We start from the raw sequence: 23397 nt of genomic DNA on the forward strand, positions 1-23397 counted from the left end.
AATGACATACCAACCAGCAGCCAAACGATACGAAAATATGGAATACCGCCGATGTGGCAACTCGGGATTGAAACTTTCGGCTTTTTCATTAGGACTTTGGCACAACTTCGGACTGAACAGTGATTTTGAAAACAGCAGAAACCTGATAAAAACGGCTTTTGATAACGGAATTACCCATTTTGATTTGGCTAACAATTATGGTCCGCCTCCGGGTTCGGCAGAAGAATGTATGGGGAAAATTTTAAAAATGGATTTCAAAAACCACAGAGACGAAATGATCATTTCGTCAAAAGCGGGTTATACCATGTGGGACGGCCCTTATGGCGATTGGGGTTCGAAAAAATATTTGGTTTCCAGTTTAGACCAAAGTTTAAAAAGAATGGATTTAGAATATGTTGATATTTTTTACCACCATCGTCCGGATCCTGAAACTCCTCTGGAGGAAACTATGGCGGCGCTGAATTTAATCGTGCAACAAGGAAAAGCTTTGTATGTGGGAATCTCCAACTACCGCCCAGCCGAAGCTGAAAAAGCAATTCAATTATTAAAAGAAATGGGGACACCCTGCCTGATTCACCAGCCTAAATATTCGATGTTTGAGCGCTGGGTTGAAGACGGGCTTTTGGATTTATTAGGAAAAGAACAGGTTGGCTGCATTCCTTTTTCACCTTTGGCACAAGGATTATTAACCGATAAATATTTAGACGGAATCCCAGCCGATTCCAGAGTAGCCACCAGCGGACAATTCCTAAAAGCCGATCATATTACTCCTAAAAGATTAGAGAAAATTGTCGCACTAAATAAAATTGCCAAAGAAAGAGGTCAAAAATTAGCCCAGATGGCTTTGGCCTGGATTTTACGTGACGAGAGAATAACCTCGGTATTAATTGGTTCGAGTAAACCGGAACAAATTTTGGATTCTATTAAAGCTATAGAAAATACTGCTTTCAGCACCGAAGAATTAAACAAAATCAACCTGATTTTAAAATAAAACAAAGCTCAATGTACAGATTAACAACATCTTAAAAAACAAAAATCATATTTATTGATTTTAGCTTTGAAAAGCTATTAGTTTTTTAGCCAAATAAAGCTATATTTGCGCCCACAAACCTTTTCTACGGGCGTAGTTCAAGGGTAGAATAGCGGTCTCCAAAACCGTTGATGGGGGTTCGAATCCCTCCGCCCGTGCAAATTAAATGACAAAGCCTAAGAACACCTGAGGCTTTGTCTTTTTTTTTTGCCATTTAGTTCTTAAAAACTTTTTTCAAAAACCCATCGATATACTCAATAGTGGGTTCAAACCAGGGATTGTACAAACAAAAAGAATGGGGCGAATTTTCAAATTCATGTACTTCCGAATAAATGCCGTTTTGGTCTAAAACCTTTCTGAAATCATCACGTCCTGCATGCATGCGGGCTACTGAACTATTGATAAAAATAAACGGCGGAGTCTTAGCACTAACATAACTTAAAGGCGAAGCCGCTTCCCAAAGTTTCGGATTGTCTTTTTTAGAATAGCCAAACCAATAGGTTCCTGCAGAAATCTTTTTGCTGTCATCACCTTCACCTCCTTCAGGATGTACAAAAGATAAAGTTCCGTCAATATCGACTACTGCATTGACTTGGGATTGCGAATCGGAATTAGTCACTACACCTTCAAACAAAGGCATATTCCCTGTAGTTCCCATAAAGGCAGCTAATTCGCCACCGGCAGAAAATCCCAAAGTTACAATTTGGTCAGGATTCACATTGTATTTTGCCGCATTTTTTCGAAGCCATCTAATAGCTGCTTTAACATCATAAACAGCTGCCGGAAAAAGCGCTTCGGTTGACAAACGGTATTCGGGCGTAAAACACACATAGCCCAAAGAAGCCAGTTTCTTCGCCATCGGATGATGCTGTTGTCTGTTTCCCGAACGCCAGCCACCGCCATGGATAATGATAATCGCTGTTTGTTTTTGCTGCACATTTTTATCAAAAAAAACGTCCAGTTTCATCTTGCGTTTGCCATAACTACAATACGTAATATCGTTCTTTTGCTTTACGTTTTCAAAATTTATTTCAGGAACCATTGTAGCCTTAGGAAAGTATTTCAGTGTTTTTTTAAAATCGGCTTTGGTGTTGTAGGATGTATCCCTAACATTGGTCAATCCCTTTAAATATTGGGCATTCAGACTTTGAAAAGAAAGCATTCCCAAAAACACTACGCTTACACTTTTAATACAACACTTTATTTTTCCCATTTTATCTTTTTATTTTTTCGAAAGGATGAATTTAAAAAAACTATTCCTAAAAACACCACTACTTTTACAATAGTTGTGCTTTTAGGAATAGTTTAGATTTTATTTAGAAATAATTATTTTAACTCAAATGCACCTAAATCGGGAGCTGCACCAAGATAAGGAATCCCTTCGATTACAACTCCTTTATCAATAAGGTCAGACGTTGTTTTTAGTTTCATAAAAGTTACGTCCGGCAAACTTCCATCCGCTTTTCTGGCCTGAATTAACTGACTGATTTCTGTACTCTCAAAATCGGCAGCATCAGTAACTAAACCGTTTAGCCATCCATTATTAGTAACATCTAAAACATCGGCTTTTACGCTTCCGTAAGCTCCAATGCTACATGAATTTTTCAAAGTTAATTTAGCTAAAGGATTTGTTGAACTAAAATTATAATTGTTCCCATTATCATAAGCCGAACAATTATAAATTTCCACATTACCACGGTTACTGTTGTGATCAAATCCATCGGCTACATTTCCTGCTGCAATACAGTTTTTATAAATACCGTTATGCTTTAATAATTTGTCATCACTTCCTCCGGTTTTAAAACCGTTTCCATCACCGGCGCCTTTGCTACCATCTTTTAAATATCCATTTTTGATAGCCCAGCAATTGGTATAAGTTGTTGTAACATTATCCGCTCCTCTTAAATAGCCATCCCAACCATCATCGAGATTTTGCCAGGCTCTGCAACCAATAAATTTATTCCCTGAACCCACATTTAATTTACAGGCAAATCCATCGGCATTTTCCAAAGTAGAATCGGCATTGAAATAAGAATCGCAGTTTAAAATTGTGTTGTTTGAAGCTCCGTTATCTAATTGCAATCCTGAATCAGAACATTCTGAAAACGAACAAAATTCTATCGTATTATTACTTCCTTTCACCTGTACTCCATTATCTCCTGCTTTATAAACATCAATTGCTTTGATATGAATATAATTTCCAGCAACCACAATTCCTTGATTTGAAGAACCTTCTCCTATTGCTGAAAAATCAAGTTTCGCCCTAGTTCCATCCATTTGCCCCAAAATGGTAATTTGGTTGCCATCAGTTCCCGAAGTACTTAAAGTAATTTTTGAATTCATTGTATAAGTTCCTCCTTTCAAAAATACGGTTTCTCCGGCCTTCACTTTAGATAAAGCAGCCAGTAATTCTGTCGCGTTTGAAACGGTATAGGTGTATGTTGGCCCAGTAATAAAAGACGAAATTGTTATCGTTTTTGTGGCTTTAATTATATTTTTATCCGATGCTGTTGCCGTAATAGTTACTGTTCCGTTTTTAAGAGCCGTAACTAAACCTGTCGAAGAAACAGTAGCGATGCTGTTATCAGACGAACTCCAAGTCACTATTTTTGAAGTAGCATCAGAAGGTAAAACACTCGCAGTTAATTGTGAAGTTGTCCCCGAAGTAATATCAGTTCCTGAAATACCAATTGAAGAAACATAGACCACGTTAACATCTGTATTTTCGGAAGCTTTTACATCATCTTTAGAACAAGAAAAAAGCAAAAGCAAAAAGAATATTTTAAAAAAATTTTTCATGATTAATTAATTGTTAATACAGCTAAGCTGTTGTTATTGTAACAATAAAATAAGACAAAAGAATATCATACCTAAAGAGGTATGCCAATGACATACCTCTTGGTTTATTATTCAATATTTATATAAAAAAACTGTTATTTAATCCAACGGGAATCCCCTACTAGTCTATCTTTCAAAGTTTGATTGCTAATGGTAAAATCTCCCGTTGCAGCATTTGTAAATCCAGGATCTAACGAAGTCCCTGAAGCATCATACTTGATAGGTGATGCAGCAACTGTAATTAAATTAGCTGTATTAGTATAATTATTATTTGTAAATGTTGGTGTGCTTGTTGTACTTTGATTAGCATACAATGCATTGGTGCTATCAAAAATATTATTTTTTGAAACCAATGTATGGGTTGAAAAACGAGTATAGAATATTCTTCTGTAAGTAGTCGTTGAACTATTGCTTACTTTATACATCGTATTATTCTCTAACGTAACATTGATATTCCCAGTAAAATTGGTTGTTGCATCAACTCTCACAAAATCTCTTTCAGGTGAACAATTATTAAAAGTATTATTTTTAACCATTATATCTCCTACGTAACTCAATCTGAAATCAATAAAATCACCTCCTGCAGCAGTATTCACATTTTTTACAATAGAATTTTCGACAGTAAAAGAAGTAATTTTAGCAGCAATATTAGCCGCTACCAACGATCTGGTAAAATCATGAATATTACAACCACTATACAATAATGTACCATAATTATTTGAGGCTTCATTATAACGAACTAAATCGGTCATCGTACTCCCTCCTGATAAATCTAAATCAATTAGAGATACATTGACAGTACCGGCAGTTAAAAGAAAGTTCAATTTCAACAATGGCTTATTAAAACTTCTCAAACCTCTTAATGTTATAGATTTTGCCAAAGTTATTGTAGCTGTTTGAGCGGTATAATCTCCAGGTTCCAAAACTAAAACAGCTCCTGAAGTAGCATCAGCAATTTTTTGAAGTAAATCATCTGTTGGTTTTACTAATGTTGCATCACCAACATCAACACCTGTTGTAAAAGTTTGTACTCCACGCACTTTTGTTCCATTATACAATGTAGCTGTGTAAGCTGTTTCACCTGACAAACCAGTTATTGTTGCCATACCATCCATTTTTTCCTGAGCTGTAATTACATGTGTAATATCACCTGGAGAAAGTTTAATTTGAGTTACATTACTATTAGGTATCCAGCGAAGTGTGGCCTGAGTTCCTAAAATATCACCATCAATAATTCCGGTAAAAATCTGCTCGGTAAGTGTTGTGGCGGTTATTGTTGTCCAGTTAGAATCTTCTAAACCATTTACTATTGCTTTTACTCTGATAGAATACACTGTTTCTCCTTCCATCGGTATTTTTATTGGCAATTCAGAGGCATCAACATTTACCGTTTTTACTATACTCGTAAAATTCGGATCGTCGGCACTAAATTCGACCACATAATGATCAACGTTATCACGTGGAGTCCAGTTTAACTCGACTGTAGTTTGTGTTCTAATAGTTGCTGTAAGTTGTATTGGAGCAAATGCTCTATTGACTTCCAGCATATCAATTACATCTTCATTGTAACCTGTACAACTAATTAGCGTTCCTGTAACAAATAAGGAAGCTAAAACTATTTTAATTATAAATTTTTTCATAATTTCTTATATAATGAACCTCACAGACTAAAAATTCATCTAAATGATGAAAACATCAATTAGCTATTTTATGGCTGTAAAACATTCTTTTAGTTTACTATTAGATTTCCATATCCGTAATCATTCACTAACTGACCATTACTACCACTAATAAATACTTGCCAAATAGGCCAAAATTGTCTTGTATCAGGATTAATAGTAGCGTCATAAAGCGTGCTGATTTTAAGTGGTTCCAACTTAAGCCATGTTTTTGCAGTATATTCTGCTCCCGGATTAGTAGTTTCTCCTCGATTCAATCCATAAATATCTAACGAAACATTATCGGCAGCAGTTTTATAATATAAAGTTGAAGGCACATCGGCATATTCGCCAGTACGAGCCTGAAGATTTGTCATTTTCACTTTAGCTTCATCCAGTTTTGCTTTTAACAAATTCCAACGAATCAAAGCCTGTTTACGTTCCATTTCCCCGGTAAATTCAAATTTATGTTCGTCTACTATCGCATTGAACATCGCTTCTTTAGTAGTTAATGCATTCACATAAGCTTCAACCATAGTTGCCTGATTTGTGGTAAAGGCTCTGTTTCTGATTGTTTTTAGATATGGAGCAGCAGCTGAAGGACCTTCTAATTCATTAGCTGCTTCGGCAGCAATCAAAAGCACTTCGGCATAACGCATGTACAATTTATCCACTCCATCATCATTAGTAGAAGTAACATAACGTGACATCCATTCGTAACGGTATTTCCCAAAATACCAAGTATCTAAATCGTTCAATTCCTGTTTTGAAATTCCATTAACTGCGGTACCATATTTATAAGGCACACAGGTTACATTTCTACGGGTATCGGCTTGGTTATAATCATAGAATACGAAAGGAAGCGGACCAGCAGCACCACCTCTGTTATTACCATTTGCCTGAAATTGATCGATACTATTATGACGAACCGCAAAAGTAAACAACATACGACCACGCCCATCAGCAAAAGGAATTTGCCATAATGATTCACCTCCGGCAGTCACATCTTCCTGATTGTATTTTCGCCATAAAGTTTCAAAAGAAGGTTCTAAACGTGCTGTTCCACTATTAATCACATCTCTACATTCATCTAACGCCAGTTTGTACATTTTACTAACCGAAAGATCAGCATCAGTACTTCTTCTTATTCCATCAGGATATTGCTGTAATCCACTAGCAGCCATTGCTAATCGGGCTCTCAATGCTTTTACGAAAGCCTTATTGATTCGATGTACACTGGAAGTAGCAACACTTCCATTAGGCCAAGGCACTAAATCAGCGGCCTCTCCTAAATCTTGTATTAGCTGCTTATAAATTACATCACGACTTGATTTTGGAATGTAAATTGTTGCTGAAGTTATTGGTTCAAAACGGGCAGGAATATCTCCCCAGGCTTTCAACAAATCAGCATAATATACCGCTCGCAATGCTAAGGATTCCCCTAAAAGGTAACCCAATTCAGTACCTGGTTGCGGATTACCATAGGTACGCAAACCACGGATACAAATATTAGCACGTTCAATACCCGAATACATCATTGCCCAGGCATTGTTAGTCGTATTCATATTTGTATTATCCCATTTTGTATTGTAATTAACCAGTTCCGTATTAGCATTTATTGTTTGAGATGTATTAAACCACTCTACATCAGTATTCAAACCGTACCATGGTAAAAAACGACCACGGTAAGAGTTAGTTTCTCCAAATGGAACTTTAATTCCATCTACTGCCCCTTTAGCCAAACCTGCATTAGAAAAGATAACCGATTCATCTAAAGTTGATTTTGCCGGAGCGTCTAAAAAATCCTCCGAATTACATGAACTTAAAAATCCAACTGTAATTATTGATATATATAAAAGTACTTTTTTCATTTTTCAAAAATTAAAAATTAAGATTTAAACCAAAAGAAACCTGTCTGCTTCTAGGGAATGGTGCAAAATCTACTCCAGGTGTAAGCGGTGTTCTTCTGATGGTAGAAACCTCTGGATCTAAACCTGAATATTTTGTAATAACAAAAACATTATTAGCCGTAGCATAAAATCTTAATTTAGCAATACCATATTTAGAAAGTGCATCTGCCGGGATGGTGTACCCCAATGAAAGTGTGTTCAATCGCAGGAAAGAACCATCTTCTACAGCCCAATCACTAAACACATAATTTCTCATAAATGGAGACCATAAAGTAGTATTGGCATTCAGAGCTTCTAATTCGGCCGGATCAGTAACAATTTCTCCCGCTGCATTCAAATTAGTCCATCTGTTGCCGGAAGCCATTATAGTACTTAAATTTCTATACTGAGTATTTTCAGTTGCTGTACTATACTCAATCTTATTAGCATTATAAACATCATTACCAAAACTGTAATTAAAGGCTGCCGATAAATCAAAACCATAAGCATTAGCATTTAATACAAAACCTCCTGTATGTTTAGGGTTAGCATTACCAATTATTGTTAAATCTTTGGCATCTACTACTTCATCTCCGTTAATATCCTTTAATTTCATCACACCAGGAGCAAGGGTACCTAAAAGTGTAGTAGTAGGAACTCCTTCTCTTAAAGTATAACTAGTTCCATTATAATCAAAATCAGATACTTCATAGCGTCCATCGTTCTTGTAACCATACATTATTCCTAAGGGTTGTCCCACTCTTACTGCGTAATCATCTGCAAATGCGGTAGATGCCCAACCAGTTGACCAGAAGAAATCATTCATCACTCCTAATGAATTGATACGGTTTTTATTCATTCCAAAGTTCATAGACAAACTCAGACCATAATTCGGTTTATTGATAATGTTAAGATTTAAGGAAGCCTCAATACCCGTATTTTGAGTTTCTCCCATATTTCTATACTGCGTATCATAACCAGTACCAGGAACAATAAAATTAATCAACAAATCTCTGGTAATATTCTTATACGCTTCCACGCTACCACTAACCTTACCGTTAAACAATTCATAATCTAAACCAAAGTTTTGGGTTATGGTTGTTTCCCATTTTAAGTCTGGATTAGGCATTGTTTTCGAAGGTGCCCAAAAACTGGAAACTCCTTCAACCCAAGTTGTAACATTTGGATTAAACAACAAGCTGGTTTGACCAACAGGAATATTATTATTTCCAGCCTGACCATAACTGGCTCTTAGTTTCAATAATTTTAACCAGGAAGCATTTTTCAAGAAATTTTCTTCGGAAAGTTTCCATGCTAGAGCAGCTGAAGGAAAATAGCCCCAACGATTATTCCCTAAAAATTTACTAGAACCATCAGCACGATAGGTTGCTGTAAATAAATAACGGTTTTTATAATCGTAATTTAAACGTCCAAAAAAGGATAATAATTTATCTTCAGGAGCATAAGAAGTTTGTGTGAACTGCGCATCTCCCTGAGAAGAAAGATTTTTAGCACTCTGGAAGTCAAAAAACAAAGGGAAAGCATGAATTTCACTAGTCAATTCAGTACTTTTCGTTTTAATTAATTCCTGACCAGCCAGTACTTTTAAGCTATGATCTTCTCCCAAAACTTTCTTGAAATCATAATTAATCGTATTAGCTATTCTAAAAGTAACATTTTTTTTATCAGATAAAGCTAAAGCCGGCTTGCCTTGGTTCTCTGCTGCTACCTGATTTCTAACATAAAAAGTGGAACGTCCATAAAAACGGTAATCCTGATTGTAATAATTATCAAGTCCTAAATCAGAACCTAACTGAAGTCCTGGCAATATTTTATAAGATATACCTCCTAAAACATTGAAATTTTTTCTTAACTGAAGGCGATCATTATCAGCAGCTGCCACAAAAGGATGCACTAAGAAACTCGCATCAGCTTCATCAGTATTATCAGAAGTTAAACCTTCTAAAGGAATTGGCGCATAAGCCACACTATTACGCAAACGGGCATCAGCTGAAACCGATTTAGCATTTTGCTCATTGGTTCCTCCCCCTTTTATTTCAGTATCCGAATAACGCACTGTGAAAGACAAATCTATTTTATCTGTTGCTTTACTTTTTACAGCCATAGACAAGTTGTTTCTTTTGTATTCAGAACCAATCATAATAGTTTTCTCGTCAATATGAGCATAATTAAAGTTGAAGTTCATCTTTTCAGTCCCACCACGAATCCCTAGATCACGGTTTCTAACCTCGCCTAATCGACCATAAATTTGTTTTTGCCAGTTATTCCCTTTCATTCCGGCATAAAGATCACGATCAGACCATTGTCCAAAATATTGTTGATAGGAACCGTCATTTTCTTTAAAACGATTTACATACTCATACTGCAATCTTGCATATTCTTCTGGATTTAAAACATCAATAGTCTTGGCAATCTTTTTAAATCCATAAAACGAATTAAAAGTGGCTGAAATTTTTCCGTCTTTTCCTTTTTTAGTGGTTACCAAAATAACACCATTAGCTCCTCTGGAACCATAAATTGCTGTTGAAGAGGCATCTTTTAAAACGGTAATAGTTTCAATGTCTGATGGTGCGATATCATTAAGATTAGCAATTGGAAAACCATCAACAATAATTAATGGCGCAGCATCTTGAGTTAAGGAGCCACCTCCTCTAATTCGAATATTAATGGCTGCATCCGGAGATCCTTCCGAAGAAGTTACCTGAACCCCTGCGACGCGACCTGTTAAACTCTCTGCAACATTATTCATATTGGTTTTTTTCAAATCTTCTCCGCCAACAGAAGCAACTGAACCTGTTAAATCTCCTTTTTTTGCAGTACCGTAACCTATTACAACTACTTCATTCAAAGTAGAACTCTCATCTTTTAAAACGACTTTCATTGTCTTGTTGGCTCCAACAAGCTTTGTTACGGTTTCATATCCTATAAATGAAAAAATTAATTCGCTACTTGTACTATTTACTTTTATAGAAAACTTTCCATCAAAATCAGTTTGAATTCCGTTTTTAGTTCCTTTTTCTAAGACATTTACTCCTGGAACGGGCATATTATTAGCATCCGTAACTACACCAGTAACCTGAATGCTTTGTTGCAGTTTTTTTTTATTTTCTGAAATAGCTTCCTTTTCTAAAACCTCCTTTTCTTTTTTCAGGATTATTTGGCGGTCATTAACATAGTATGCAGTGTTAGTCCCTTTAAAGAGAATACTTAAAATGTCGTTGATCTTTTGTTTTTCAACATTCAAATTAACTTTTCTATTAAGGTCTATCTGGTTGCTTTCAAAAAGAAATCTGTACTCAGATACAGATTCAATTTTATTAAATACCTGCTCCACAGTTGCTTCCTTGAGTTTTAAAGAAAGCTTCGTGTTTTGAGAGTAACTACTCGCTTGAATTTTAACCAAAGACAGTATCAGTAATATTGTGGTTAGTTTCATTTTAAGGCTTATTTTAGGTAAGTACGGATAGAGCCATCTTCCGTTAATTATTTTTTTCATACTTTTGGATTGATTTTAAATGATTTGATTCGATACGTCGTTTAAAACACATTACTAAATCGGGAAATACTGGTACTATTTTCCGATTTTTTTTTCATGTATTTCTTTCTTAAAAAATTACATGCTCACCTCATAAATTTGTTTAGTTTTATCTGTTAGTAAATTAATTTATCGTTATTTGTTTGCCTTCTTTCTTAAAAGTAAAATCCTGAATTTTACCCATGGCTTTTAAAACATCATCAATAGATTCAATATTTTTATTAAAACTACCATTGAATTTTTTATCAAACAGTTCTTTGTTATTATTATCAATTGTGACATTATAACAACGTTCTAATTTTAGAATAATATCTTTAAAAGCTGTTTTTCTAAAAACTAATTCTCCTGTCATCCATTGGGTATAAAAACTTGTATCTACCTTTTCAACAACAATCTCTTTTTGACCATTATTCCAAGTGCCTTTTTCACCCGGAACTAAAATTGCTTTCTCATTTGGCTTAGCGGCATTTGATAAACTTACAGAACCTTCAACCAATACGGTATTAATATCCACATCTTCTTTATAAGAACTTACGTTGAATTTTGTTCCTAAAACTCTAACATCAACACCTCTTGTTTTTACGATAAATGGATGCTTTTTATCCTTAGTTACATCAAAAAATGCTTCACCATCTAAAACAACTTCTCTAGTATGACCTTTAATAAATTGAACCGGATATTTTAAAGATGAACCAGCATTCATACTTACTTTTGTCCCATCAGACAAAGTCACTGTAAAAGTTTTCCCGTAAGGGATTTTAATTTCATTATAGACCAACTTATCCATTGGTTTATTGGAACTATAACTGATTTGGTTTTCATTTTGAGATGCTACAACAGTCCCGTCTTTTTTAATAATTTGATTTGTCCCGTTTGGATTTAATACTTGAATATCTCCATTTTCAAGAACTAATTGGATTGCGTCGTCCGGTATTACAACTGTAGTTGCTTTAGCAGTTTTATATTGAAACACATAAACCAAACCTAATAATGTAATAAACACGGCAGCATATTGAAAAACGGTCTTCCAATGAACAACTATAGCTTTCTTTTTAGAATTAATTTTTTGTTTTAATTCTTCCCAATTTTGTTCTTCATCCAATGAATCAATAAGAGACAAGGCTTCATCAAGTAAATGATTCTTTTCTAACTCCTTTATCAACTCCTGTTCTTCCGGAGGCAATAATTTTATTCTGGAGGCATCAATACTTCCATTACTTACAATTTCTTTTAGGATAGTAACCAATTCAGAGTTCGATTTCATATGTTTATTAGGTATGTTAATGATATGTTATAAAAAAACAGATTTGGGGTGACAAGATTCTTTATTTTTTTGACTTTTTTTTCACATATCTAAAAAAACTCAAGCATTTATTTCATATTTAATGATTACCAACACTTTAGTTTTTACCAAAAACGAAAAAAGCCTGAATCTCTTCAGGCTTTTTTGAAAAAAATAAATTTAACTTTTACTAGTTTACCGTAAATCGAACTATTTGAGAAAACGAACTACTATTAGCATCGGAAGTTTTAACTCTCCAATAATAAACACCACTACTAACACTTACCGTAGCCTGAGTAGCTGTAATATTCGTCAATTCGGTAACTGGAGTTTGCTTGCCATCAACCTTATCAATATAAACAGTATATTTCAAACTATCCCCTTCTGTATCTGAACCTGACCATTTTAAAATAATTTTACCATCAACTGCTGTTACTATTTTATCCTGAATAGGAGTCAATAAATCTGCCGGAAACGGAGCAAAATTAGCAACACTTACTCCTGCCGAAGCGTAAAACTTCCAAACAGGACTTCTATTACTGATTTTTCTAGTAACATTATCTCTGGAAGCTACTGTCCATGAAAAAGGCACTTGTTTATCTAAAATGATCTTATATGATGTTGTCTTAATATCATTTTTAATTAGCACTACTTTATTAGTATTTAAATTAGTTATAGTTAAAACATAACTTTCATTATCACTTGTTGGCACCCAATTCAAAGTCACTTCACATTTAGTACTTGAAGTCGAAACGCCTTCACAAGTCGAATTATCAAGAGGAGTTGCTAAGTCAAGTTCACCAATTACCGGAACACTATTTTCATTATTATCATTAGTACAGGCAGTATTTAGCATCACCAATGAAAGCACAATATATATTAATGATTTTCTCATTTTTTTACAATTTTAAATGTTTTGCTAATTGTTTTTCCTTCTAATTGCACCATATAAACACCTGAAACATATGATGTCAAGTCCAAACCAATATTTCTATTTTCTTCAATAGATTTTACACCATCATACAATTTATTCCCTGCCATATCGAAAACCCTTACAGTTAGCTGAGAGTCATCACCAGCTAAATAAACATTAAGAGTCCCCGTTGTAGGATTTGGAAAATATTGAACATCTTCCGAAAGGAAAATAGTTTCATCAAATGTTCCCTGACATACTAAATCCGTACTTACAGAAATAGTATTTAATCCAGATGTTAACTTAGCACTATATTCAGAAGCTGTTACAATTTCCTCTAATCCGTTAATAGTTACCTTGTAAGTCGATGCCCCTGTCATTATTAGTTTAACAGTATTAGCATTTTTAGAAACAAATGAACTAATATTTATTTTCTCCGGCTCCTCTATCTTCACTTCAAAACATTGTGAGAAACCAGGAATACTCGGAGTTGAAAAACATACATTGTAAACTCCGGCAGCTAAATTATCTATTGTTTTCGAATAACCTGAAGCCGTATCCAGAGTTACATAAGTTGCATTGATAGAAACCGTATAGTTTAATGTTTGCTCATTAGAAGCAACTGTAATAGAGCCGTTTTGCATACCATTACAAGTAGCACTATTTACTTTTACAGTAAAATTATTATTTGGCAAACTGGTAATAGTTTCCAAAATTGGGAATGGATCCCAACCGTCAGCTCCTTTGGTAAAGTTAAATGGTTTAATTTCAGTACCATCAGTTAGCACCGGAGTAGTTATCACTTTTGTCCAACTTGCACGACTTCCAGCATTATTAACACCTGATTTCTCAATGGTTCCAAATTCATAAATATTATCAGAAGTTCCGCTTAAAGAATTAGTCCATCCTTCTGGTGCGATCAACGACAAACCTTCTGAACCGGTATAATTGGAAGTTTCGATAGTCGCTTTGTAAACCACAACTTCACTAGTATTTGCCGCCCAAGGACGCCCAAAATAACCCGGTTTAGCTCTGTAAGCCGAAGCTGTTTCAACTCCAGGTTCAGCAGAAGTTACTTTACATTCATACAATAAATACCCTCTTCCGCTGCTTTGTTGTGGAGCTGTTAAATAAGCCGCATCTCCCGCTACATCACTCACATTCATAGCGAAATCAGTTTTATAGAATACAGCTGTCATTCCTCCAAAGATATAATCAACAGCCCCCATCATCACTCCTTTGTAAATAGCAACTCTGGAACCTTGACCTCCATAGAAAGAATCCTGACGACCCACTACTCTACAGTTTTTCAGAATGGTTTTATCAACTCCATTAGGAATTCCAATTGCAGCCGCTCTTTCAACAAAGCTTCTATTTTGAACTGCAGTATTTCCGTAATCTGTAGGACGCAATCCTTTATTTCCTACCGCCCACATTACCGCTTTGTCCTGTGATTCTTTTTTAGAAATATATTGATTGAATGAATTTTCAAAAATAATATTCTCAGCCTCAAAACCATTGGCCGCAATTACCGCTGTAGCATCCCAATAAGAACCATTAGTAGTACCACTTACATTTTCATAGGTATAACTATTATTTGCTTTATTGACAGCTAAAACCTCAGCGTTCCATTTATTATCATTCCCTTGGCTGTAGTAGCTATACCCATATCCGTAGTAAGATGTAATACGAACTGCATTTGCATCAATATCTACTCCTTTATTTTTTAGCGCAATACTTGGTGTGCTCGATGCATTTTTGAAAGTCACATTTGGACTATTTACTACGATCATTTCCTCATAGTTTCCTGGATCAATTACCACAGTAACTCTTTGAGATGAGGTACGTACCATTTTTGAAATAGCCTTCAAAGCTGCATTTATAGTTTGATAATCTTTGTCAATACCAACTGTGATTACCGGTGCATAAGGTACAATAACATCCACATTAACATCTGTAAAATAAGTTGTGCCATTAACAGCAATTACCACATTTCCTGGAACGGTTCCTGTATACACATATTCTACTTTTTCTAAAAGTGTTGTACTGTTACTACTTGTCGTAACAGCAGTCCCTCCGGCAATTGAAAAATTAGCCGCATAATAATAAGTAACTGTCACTTTTTGATTTGGCTGTACAGGCACACTTAATGTTGAACTAGCCGATGCATTCAAATGACCTTTCGCAATTTCGTTGGCAACAGAACCCGTAAACAACATTCCTTTATAACTGGTTGTTGCGCTAGTAATTACTTTATCATCAAACGACCAGTTCGTTACGGTTTTAAAAGTTAATTCTTTAGAAACTGCTGCATTTGAAACTACCAAATTAGAAGTCAATGCCAATTCCAAAGGATATTCATCCAAACCAATTGCCGCAACAGAATAAGTCCCGTTACGCAAATTAATATTACTAATATCAGTAAACGTATAACTTACTCCTGCCTCATTGGTATTTGTAAACTTCAATCCTAATTTAGACAATTGTGTCGCATCCAAAGTTGGTGCTGTAATTGTAACCTTGTATTTAGGTTTCAAAGTAAAGGCAACATCTGCAGTTGCATTAGCATTAGCCGTAATTGAATTAGCCAAAACTTCATATTCATTAACTCCGATACCTGAAATTGTATAGGCAACTCCTGCTTCTAATTTTACAGAGTACTGAGTTGTAGTTGTATTAATTGTTGGCGCAGGAATATATGCGCTATTTGCTGCAGGATTTGGAGTGTATTTCAAACTTAATTTAGTAATATCAGTCCCTAGTCCAGTTACATTTCCTGTTACAGTGTATAACGTAATTTTAGCAATAGCAATATTATTAACTTTAGCATCTACTGTTACTGCAAAAGTATCCCCCGATGTAATCAAATACCCATTTGCATTACCAACACTTAAAGTGTAAGTATATCCCGCTGGTACAATCGCATTATATTTTCCGTTTGAAACTGTAGCACTCCAGGTTTTACCAGATTGATTGGTCAAATCAACTGTATATCCTGCAGGTATATCAGCGGCTTTAGTGATATCAATAGTACCCGAAACAGCAACATAAGTGGCAGGCTTTCTATACACACGGTAATAACTTGGTTTATTTACCGGATCAAATATTTTGTATAAACCTGTTTTTTTTGCTACAAATTTATATTCCGTTGTTGTAGTCGTAGTTGCAACTAAATCCGATTGTACGTTTGCATCTGAAACAAAAACAAAGTTCAATTTTCCAGCTGCATCACTATTGGCAAAAACGGTTAACTCATCATCTTCTTTCAGATTAAAACTTAAGTAACGCCCTGTTTGAGCCGTTCCGTTTACATAAATTCTTCCGGTAAATCCCGCAGCTGCTCCTGAACCTATATTGGTATCATATCTGGTAATTGCCGTATTAGAAGTTCTAAGTCGGTCATTGGTTCCACCAACCCATCCTAAATCACCGGCAGTGAACGAAGAAGGCAATACAATTCCTGAACTTCCTGCTGTAATCGTACTGGAATACCAGGCATTGATGGTATTTACATCTAATTTATTATTATACAAAACTTCGTCAAGTTGTACCCCTCCAAAATCCCAAACATCGGCTTTGGCAATAGTAACATTATTTGGTATAATCTCAAGTAATGGCAAGTACAAATCAGTCCCTGGAGCCACTAGTTTAAAGCGTAAAGTTCTAGGTCCGCCAATATATGCAAATTCAAAAGTATCTACGCGATCTACAACCACTTTAGTCGCTTTTGTTCCTAAATCTCCTGTCGAAGTAGCAGTACCTTCCATTTGTAATGAAGAATATTGCGACCCTAGAAATCGAACCGTACAACTTCCGGTTACAGCAATATCAATTTGACCATCAACTTTCATGTTAAGACCATAAGTTGCACCGTGTAATTTGTAGTTTCCTCCACTCAAAGTAACTACATTATCAGCACTTTTTCCGGCAGCAATAATTACCCCATCCCTAAAATCATAAATAACAGAACTTGTAACTGGTGCTGCAGCAACAGTCAAATCAGCCGTAATACTTCCTGCAGTATAGCTTGCTGTAGCCGCCTGATTGGCTGTTATTGTTGCTGAACCTTCACCTACAATTGTAACTGTATTTCCATTGATGGTTGCCACGGCTGTATTACTGCTCGTGTAAGTAAAAGCACCATCACTATTCGACACAGGTGCTGTCAATGCAAAAGCTGCGTCTCCTACTGTTTTATTTGGAATGGTAAAATTAGAAAGTGTTGGAGTCGTTAGCGGTGTAGTAACCGTTAAAGTTGCAGCTATACTTCCAGAAGCATAGGTTGCTGTCACCGCCTGATTTGCCGTAATAGTTGTTGTTCCAGCACCTACTATCGTTACGGTATTACCACTAATTGTGGCAACACTTGTATTGCTACTTGTATAACTAAATACGCCATCACTTGTTGAAGTTGGAGCCGTTAATGCAAAAGCAGCATCACCAACTTTTTTATTAGCCACACTAAAATTGGATAAAGTCGGAGCAGTTAAACTAACTGTTGATGCAGAAGCAGCTTTTCTTAAAATTCTAAAGAAACTGGTTTTACCATTTGAATATATTTTGAACGTACTAGTATTTTTAGCTACGAAAACCGCTGTTGTAGTCGGATTGGCAGATAAGACACTTAAGGTTTCTGTTTGTGTTGTCGGATTAGCTTCGTCAACAAAACTAAGCGTTGCATCAGCATCTGTTCTGGTGATGATAGTTACTTCATCGTCTTTATCCAATGCAATTCTCATAAATCTATTAGTTGGCACTCCTGAGGAAAGCGTAGATGTACCATTGCAATAAACCCTTCCGCTATAACCCGTTACCCCTGCAATATTTTCATCATAACGTGTTATACTTGTATTGGTAGTTCTTAGTCGGTCACTTGTATTACCAACCCATGACAATGCTCCTACAGTAAAACTTGTAGGCATAGTATTGGTAGTACTTATTGAACCTGCAACTGTAGTAACAGGATACCATCCATTAATTGTACTTACATCCAATTTATTATTGTATATAGAAGTATCTAATTGCTCTGCAGCAAAATCCCAAACTTCTGTTTTACCTGCAGTTGCAGCTGTAACCGTAAATCCTACAGCAATACTTCCGGCAGCATAATTTGAAGTCGCCGCCTGATTGGCTGTAATCGTAGCTGTACCTGCGCCTACAACAGTAACAGTATTACCGCTAACAGTTGCTACAGCCGTATTACTACTTGTGTAAGTAAATGCACCTGTACTGTTTGAAGTAGGAGCTGTTATTGTAAAAGCAGCATCACCCACCGTTTTATTTGGAATCGTAAAATTAGACAACGATGGTGCCGGATTAGCTGCACCAGGTGCCACCGATAGAGTAGCACTTATACTTCCAGCTGCATAAGTTGAAGTTGCAGCCTGATTGGCTGTGATTGTAGCGATACCTTCTCCAACAATTGTAACTGTATTACCACTAACAGTTGCAACACTTGTATTACTACTTGTATAAGTAAATGCACCAGAACTATTAGATGTTGGAGCTGTCAATGTAAAAGCTGCATCTCCAACTGTCTTATTTGGCACAGTAAAATTAGATAGTGTTGGTGTTATTAATGAAGAAGTTGCATAAGCCGTTTTTATATAATATAGATTGGCAGTATCCCCTTTTGTAATGGTATAACTTCCTGCAGCAAGATTAGGAATTGAAACTATTCCGGAACTTGCTGTATAAGAAGTTCCATTAAGTTTAATTGCTCCTGCAAAAGTAGGATCAAAAACCAAGGTCAAAGTAGAAACTCCTGTAGTTGTATAACTAATAGTTGTAGCTGATTCAATTTTCAAGCGAGCCGTCAAATCTACTCCATCGTAAGACTGAACTCCGTCTGTTGAATTCATATTTCCAACAATGGTATAGAAAGAACTCGTTTTACCAGAAACAGTAAAATTATGAATTTCACCACCCGAACTTGTACCCGGTGTTACAACTGTAATATTCCCTGAACCAATTGCAGGATTTCCATTTACACCACTTGTTGTTATTGAAAAAGAAACATTAGCTGTTGGTGTTCCTGAAACAGTTATAGTTTTGGCAGTTGCATCTTTTACAAAAGTAATTCCTGATGCTGGCAAACCAGAAACGGTTGCATCTGTTGCATCCCCTCCCCAGGTATATACAATATTTGCAATTGCCGAACCTGTATTAACAGTTTGATTGGTATTTGAAGTCGATGTTAAAGTTTGACTAGAAACTACAGTCTCTCCTTGTACCGCCACTAAACTAGTAACATAATTAGTAACAGCCGATTTAAGAGCATCAATAATCAAATAAGCCGAATCATCAGCACTGTTATTAAAAGTCCATTTAAAGTCACCTCCTCCTACACGACCTGCATATTGCATCACTTTAGCTTTAGCTGCCGCAGGAGCATCCGTAACCAGGTTTTTTACATATAAACTCGCATCAGTATCGAAATTGTTATAAACATTAGCTCCGGCAAATGATTTTACCGTATTTGGTACCTGCTCACCTCTTGTAGCAGCTACATAAGCATCAAAATCAATTGTCGAACTTATTTTACCTGAAATATTATATAAAGAATTTGTATCACCGTAAGCTACAAATCGCATATCATTAGTACCTAAATCAGCATCAAAAGTATTATTAAATGCTTTAATCATACCTCCGTCTTCACCTGAAAAAGTTCCCATATTAGCAGGGTCATTAGCTTGTTTTGAACTACTCCAAACATCAGTACCCTGCAAAGAAATCATCATCGGGTGTTTCGCATTTCTATAATAATTCCCTTCTACAAATAACGAAGATCCCATTGTAGAACCCGCTCCGTATTTTGCAATACCATCGTAATAATTATTATAAATATGTGCCGAATAAAAACGTACACGCGGATGACGTGAATCCGAATGATCAAACCAGTTGTGGTGATAAGTTACATATAAACCAGTAGTAGTATTTTCACTTAATCCTAAAAGACTCGCTTTCCCATTATCCCAGAAATGATTATAGGAAAATGTACAATAAGTAGAAGTTTTATTATCTAACGCACCATCACCCTTTATTTGATCTGCATCACTACCTGCATTACCATAAAACAAATCGTTATTATGTATCCAGATATGATCATTATCCTGCTGCATTCCTATGTTATCTCCGGCAGTACTATTAACATTCATAGTAGCCAGATTTCGTACTTCAATATTAGAAGCCGATTTCAATCGCACTCCCCATCCATTACAAACAGCATCATTTCCAACACCTTCAATTGTAATAGAACCTGATGCATTATTTTTATTTTCAATTACCATGTCACCACCATCCATTACGCTCATATCAGTAACATTACCAATCAAACGCACTATTAATGGTCTATTATCCATACCTTTCTTAAAACCATAAAGAATATTTTGAATACCCACACATGGATTGGTTGTCGCACCCGTAACATTTAACGAAACTGTATTTTTGGTATTTTCTGTCACATAAACGATTACAGCATTTGCTTTTGGAGTACCATCCATATTGTATCCTCCCGGGATACGCCCACCCTGAAAAGCAAACCCATTTCGGTCATGGGCAAGTACTGTAAGACTTGATGTTGTTGCACCTGCACCTTCAACTCCTGAAACTACAGGTTTTACAGTAACAGTATAAGTTCCTGCTGCAAGTCCTAAAAGATCAGCACGAAAATAAGTTCCGTAACTGCGAATTAATTGGTTGTCGATTTTTTGATTAGTTATACTATTACCGCTATAATATACATTATAACTCTGCGCCCCGGAAACGGGTTGCCATTTCACATAAGCAGATTCTAACCATCCCACGGATTCAGTAATAGTTACTGTTTGCGCACACATTTGCAGAGAAGCAAATAGGATGGTCAAGTAAAGTAAAATTTTTTTCATAATTTTGGTTGGTTTTAAATGATTTAACTCGATACGTCGTTTGAAACAGCTTACTAAATCGGGAAATACTGGTACTATTTTCCGATTTTTTTGTTCCTACTCTTAATTACTTTTCATCTCATGTTTACATTGATTTAACAGTTACTATTCCTTTTTTGTTTTTTTAAACACACCTTCATAAACTTTAATAATTAGAATGATGTTAAACTTATGTTAGAAAAAAAATATTTTAGGGTGACAGCATTCTTAATTTTTTTTACTTATTTTTACATATATCAAAAAAAAACAAACTTTTTATTTTACTTTTGACTCATTGTAATCCATTACAAAACAAATAAATCAAATTTCCAAATGTCGTTTGATAAGGATTTAAATATTTTTGAAAGCCTGTACAAAGAGCATTTTGTCTATCTATCTTTAGTTTCTTTTAACATAACTAAGGACAAAGATGCGGCGAAAGATGTCGTACAGGACTTTTTTATTTATTTATGGGAAAAAGAGGAATCTTTAAATTTCACCGTATCATTTAAGGCTTATGCAACAAGAGCAGTAAAAAATTTAAGCCTTCAATATCTGGAAAAACACAAAACCATAAGTTTAGAAGACAACAAAAAAATAGTACTTCCTAAAATGGAAGAACAAATAGTTTTTGAAAAAGGGGAAGAAAATAAAAAACCTAAAATCCTTACTTTAGTCGATAAAATTCCCCAAGCCAGAAGAGAAATTTTTGTATCGCATGTAGTAGAAGGTCACAGTTATGCCGAAATTGCAGAAATGTACAACATATCGGTTAATACAGTAAAAACACAAATGAAAAGGGCTTATGCTTTCTTAAGAGAGTTTGAAAATACAGGCTCAATAACAACAATATTGTATTTCTTATTTAAAAATTAAACTTGTAAACTATTTATTCTAAAAAATAAAATCGGGATGTCACACATGTCACATCCCGATTTTATTTTTTAAAACATTTGAAAAAACTATTTCACTGAACTTGGCACACCTATTTTGTCTCCAATTACAATTTCATTAACACTAATGTTTTTAGTATTTATCAATGTCATTGCATTTTTAGCTGAGTTTACAGTAATTCTGTCCAAAATTACATTCTCCACTTTTTGCTGTGGAAAACCTTCAATAATAATAGCCGCATTAGAAGCTGCTTCACAACTCAGGTTTGATATTGAAATATCTGATATTTTTGACGGATACAACCCACTACCTTCGCCGTGATAATTAGCAGTCATATAAATACAATCTTCTACTTTTCCTAAAGCAATATTAGAAAAATAGAGATCTTTTACATAACCACCTCTATCAGAATTGGTTTTAATATAAATCCCTCGTTTTAAATAACCTCTGGCTTTACAATTATCAACATACACATTGCGAACTCCCGCTGACATTTCGCTGCCTATAACAACAGCATGCAATCCTTTAAATTCGCAATTTCTGATAACAATATTTCCCGAAGGAGTATCTACATTAGAACGACCTTCATCATCGCGTCCTGCTTTTATAGCAACATTATCATCACCGTTATCAAACTGAACCTTCTCAATTAAAATATCACTCGAATATTCCGGATCAATCCCGTCATTATTATTGTTCTGAGCATCATATTTTAATCCACGAATAGTGATACTTCTGGATTTCAATAAATGAACACACCAAAACGGAGAATCTTCGATTTTTACATCTTCGATTAAAATATTTTTAGAATTGACAAACTGTATCAATTGCGGTCTTAAAAAATGTCCATCACCAAAAACACGTTCTTTTACAGGAACATTTCTATGATTCATGTCTCTGCTTAACTGCTTGTCTTTTTCTTCCAATGGCTTCCATTTTATCCAGGTATTCTTAGCTTCTCCATCAATAATTCCCTTTCCGGTTATGGCAACATTTTCTACATTATTTCCATAAATCAGCGGACTATAATTATACAACATGGTTCCTTCCCAACTGGTTAATACCAAAGGATAATCTTTTAGATTGGAACCAAAACGAATTTTAGCCCCAGCTTCCAAATGTAATTTCACATTACTCACAAAATGAATTGGACCATTAATAGTATAAACACCTTTAGGAACAATTATGGTTCCGCCTTGTTTTTTAAAACAGGCTTTCATTGCCTTATCAAAAGCCGCTTTGCAATTGGTCACCGAATCACCTTTGGCTCCCAATCGCGTCACATCAATTTTATAATTTGGAATTGAAGGCAACTGAATACCACTTACGATTTTTTCTATTTCAACTGCCGTATTTTTAGGAGCTGTTTGCGCCAAAAGCATATTGAAAGATGACAAAATCGTGACGAAATAAAGAATACTATTTTTCATGTT

The 23397-nt window shown here is 35.3% G+C and carries 11 protein-coding genes and 1 tRNA gene; 3 read left to right on the forward strand and 9 right to left on the reverse strand.

The features are described from left to right. The first annotated feature begins 1 nt into the window (after nucleotide 1). Together mgrA and AAEO59_RS01855 are read left to right on the forward strand one after the other, a co-directional pair. Nucleotides 2-991 carry an L-glyceraldehyde 3-phosphate reductase gene (mgrA, locus tag AAEO59_RS01850; RefSeq protein ID WP_341699044.1) on the forward strand — a complete coding sequence of 330 codons (990 nt, stop codon included), beginning with the start codon at nucleotides 2-4 and terminating at the stop codon, nucleotides 989-991. 126 nt (nucleotides 992-1117) lie between these two features. Next, nucleotides 1118-1188: transfer RNA gene (locus AAEO59_RS01855), tRNA-Trp, on the forward strand. Between the two features lie 56 nt (nucleotides 1189-1244). Here AAEO59_RS01855 and AAEO59_RS01860 read toward each other — a convergent pair. The 8 genes from AAEO59_RS01860 to AAEO59_RS01895 all read right to left on the reverse strand — a co-directional run bounded on the left by AAEO59_RS01860 (nucleotide 1245) and on the right by AAEO59_RS01895 (nucleotide 21052). Continuing rightward, a complete protein-coding gene (locus tag AAEO59_RS01860; RefSeq protein ID WP_341699045.1) occupies nucleotides 1245-2243 on the reverse strand; it encodes an alpha/beta hydrolase in 999 nt (332 codons plus the stop codon). A gap of 113 nt (nucleotides 2244-2356) precedes the next feature. After that, a complete protein-coding gene (locus AAEO59_RS01865; protein WP_341699046.1) occupies nucleotides 2357-3829 on the reverse strand; it encodes an Ig-like domain-containing protein in 1473 nt (490 codons plus the stop codon). A 134-nt stretch (nucleotides 3830-3963) separates the two neighbouring features. Continuing rightward, a complete protein-coding gene (locus tag AAEO59_RS01870; protein ID WP_341699047.1) occupies nucleotides 3964-5508 on the reverse strand; it encodes a DUF5123 domain-containing protein in 1545 nt (514 codons plus the stop codon). Nucleotides 5509-5597: 89 nt separating this feature from the next. Further along, nucleotides 5598-7397 carry a RagB/SusD family nutrient uptake outer membrane protein gene (locus tag AAEO59_RS01875; RefSeq protein WP_341699048.1) on the reverse strand — a complete coding sequence of 600 codons (1800 nt, stop codon included), beginning with the start codon at nucleotides 7395-7397 and terminating at the stop codon, nucleotides 5598-5600. A gap of 10 nt (nucleotides 7398-7407) precedes the next feature. After that, nucleotides 7408-10932 carry a TonB-dependent receptor gene (locus AAEO59_RS01880; protein ID WP_341699049.1) on the reverse strand — a complete coding sequence of 1175 codons (3525 nt, stop codon included), beginning with the start codon at nucleotides 10930-10932 and terminating at the stop codon, nucleotides 7408-7410. 163 nt (nucleotides 10933-11095) lie between these two features. Then, nucleotides 11096-12235 carry a FecR family protein gene (locus AAEO59_RS01885; RefSeq protein ID WP_341699050.1) on the reverse strand — a complete coding sequence of 380 codons (1140 nt, stop codon included), beginning with the start codon at nucleotides 12233-12235 and terminating at the stop codon, nucleotides 11096-11098. 208 nt (nucleotides 12236-12443) lie between these two features. Then, complete coding sequence (locus AAEO59_RS01890; protein WP_341699051.1) at nucleotides 12444-13148, reverse strand: hypothetical protein; 705 nt, start codon at nucleotides 13146-13148, stop codon at nucleotides 12444-12446. Next, on the reverse strand, nucleotides 13145-21052 hold the full coding sequence (locus tag AAEO59_RS01895; RefSeq protein WP_341699052.1) for a pectate lyase family protein: 7908 nt from the start codon (nucleotides 21050-21052) through the stop codon (nucleotides 13145-13147). The genes AAEO59_RS01890 and AAEO59_RS01895 overlap by 4 nt, the downstream gene beginning before the upstream one ends. Nucleotides 21053-21403: 351 nt before the next feature. Between AAEO59_RS01895 and AAEO59_RS01900 the strand changes: the two genes are divergently transcribed. After that, entirely contained in the window at nucleotides 21404-21946 is a 543-nt protein-coding gene (locus AAEO59_RS01900) for a sigma-70 family RNA polymerase sigma factor (RefSeq protein WP_341699053.1), read from the forward strand. Between the two features lie 86 nt (nucleotides 21947-22032). On the opposite strand, the gene AAEO59_RS01905 is transcribed toward AAEO59_RS01900, so the two are convergent. Then, entirely contained in the window at nucleotides 22033-23394 is a 1362-nt protein-coding gene (locus AAEO59_RS01905; RefSeq protein WP_341699054.1) for a glycoside hydrolase family 28 protein, read from the reverse strand. Nucleotides 23395-23397: the final 3 nt, after the last annotated feature.

The sequence above is a fragment of the Flavobacterium flavipallidum genome (assembly GCF_038289905.1).
Classification (GTDB): domain Bacteria; phylum Bacteroidota; class Bacteroidia; order Flavobacteriales; family Flavobacteriaceae; genus Flavobacterium; species Flavobacterium flavipallidum.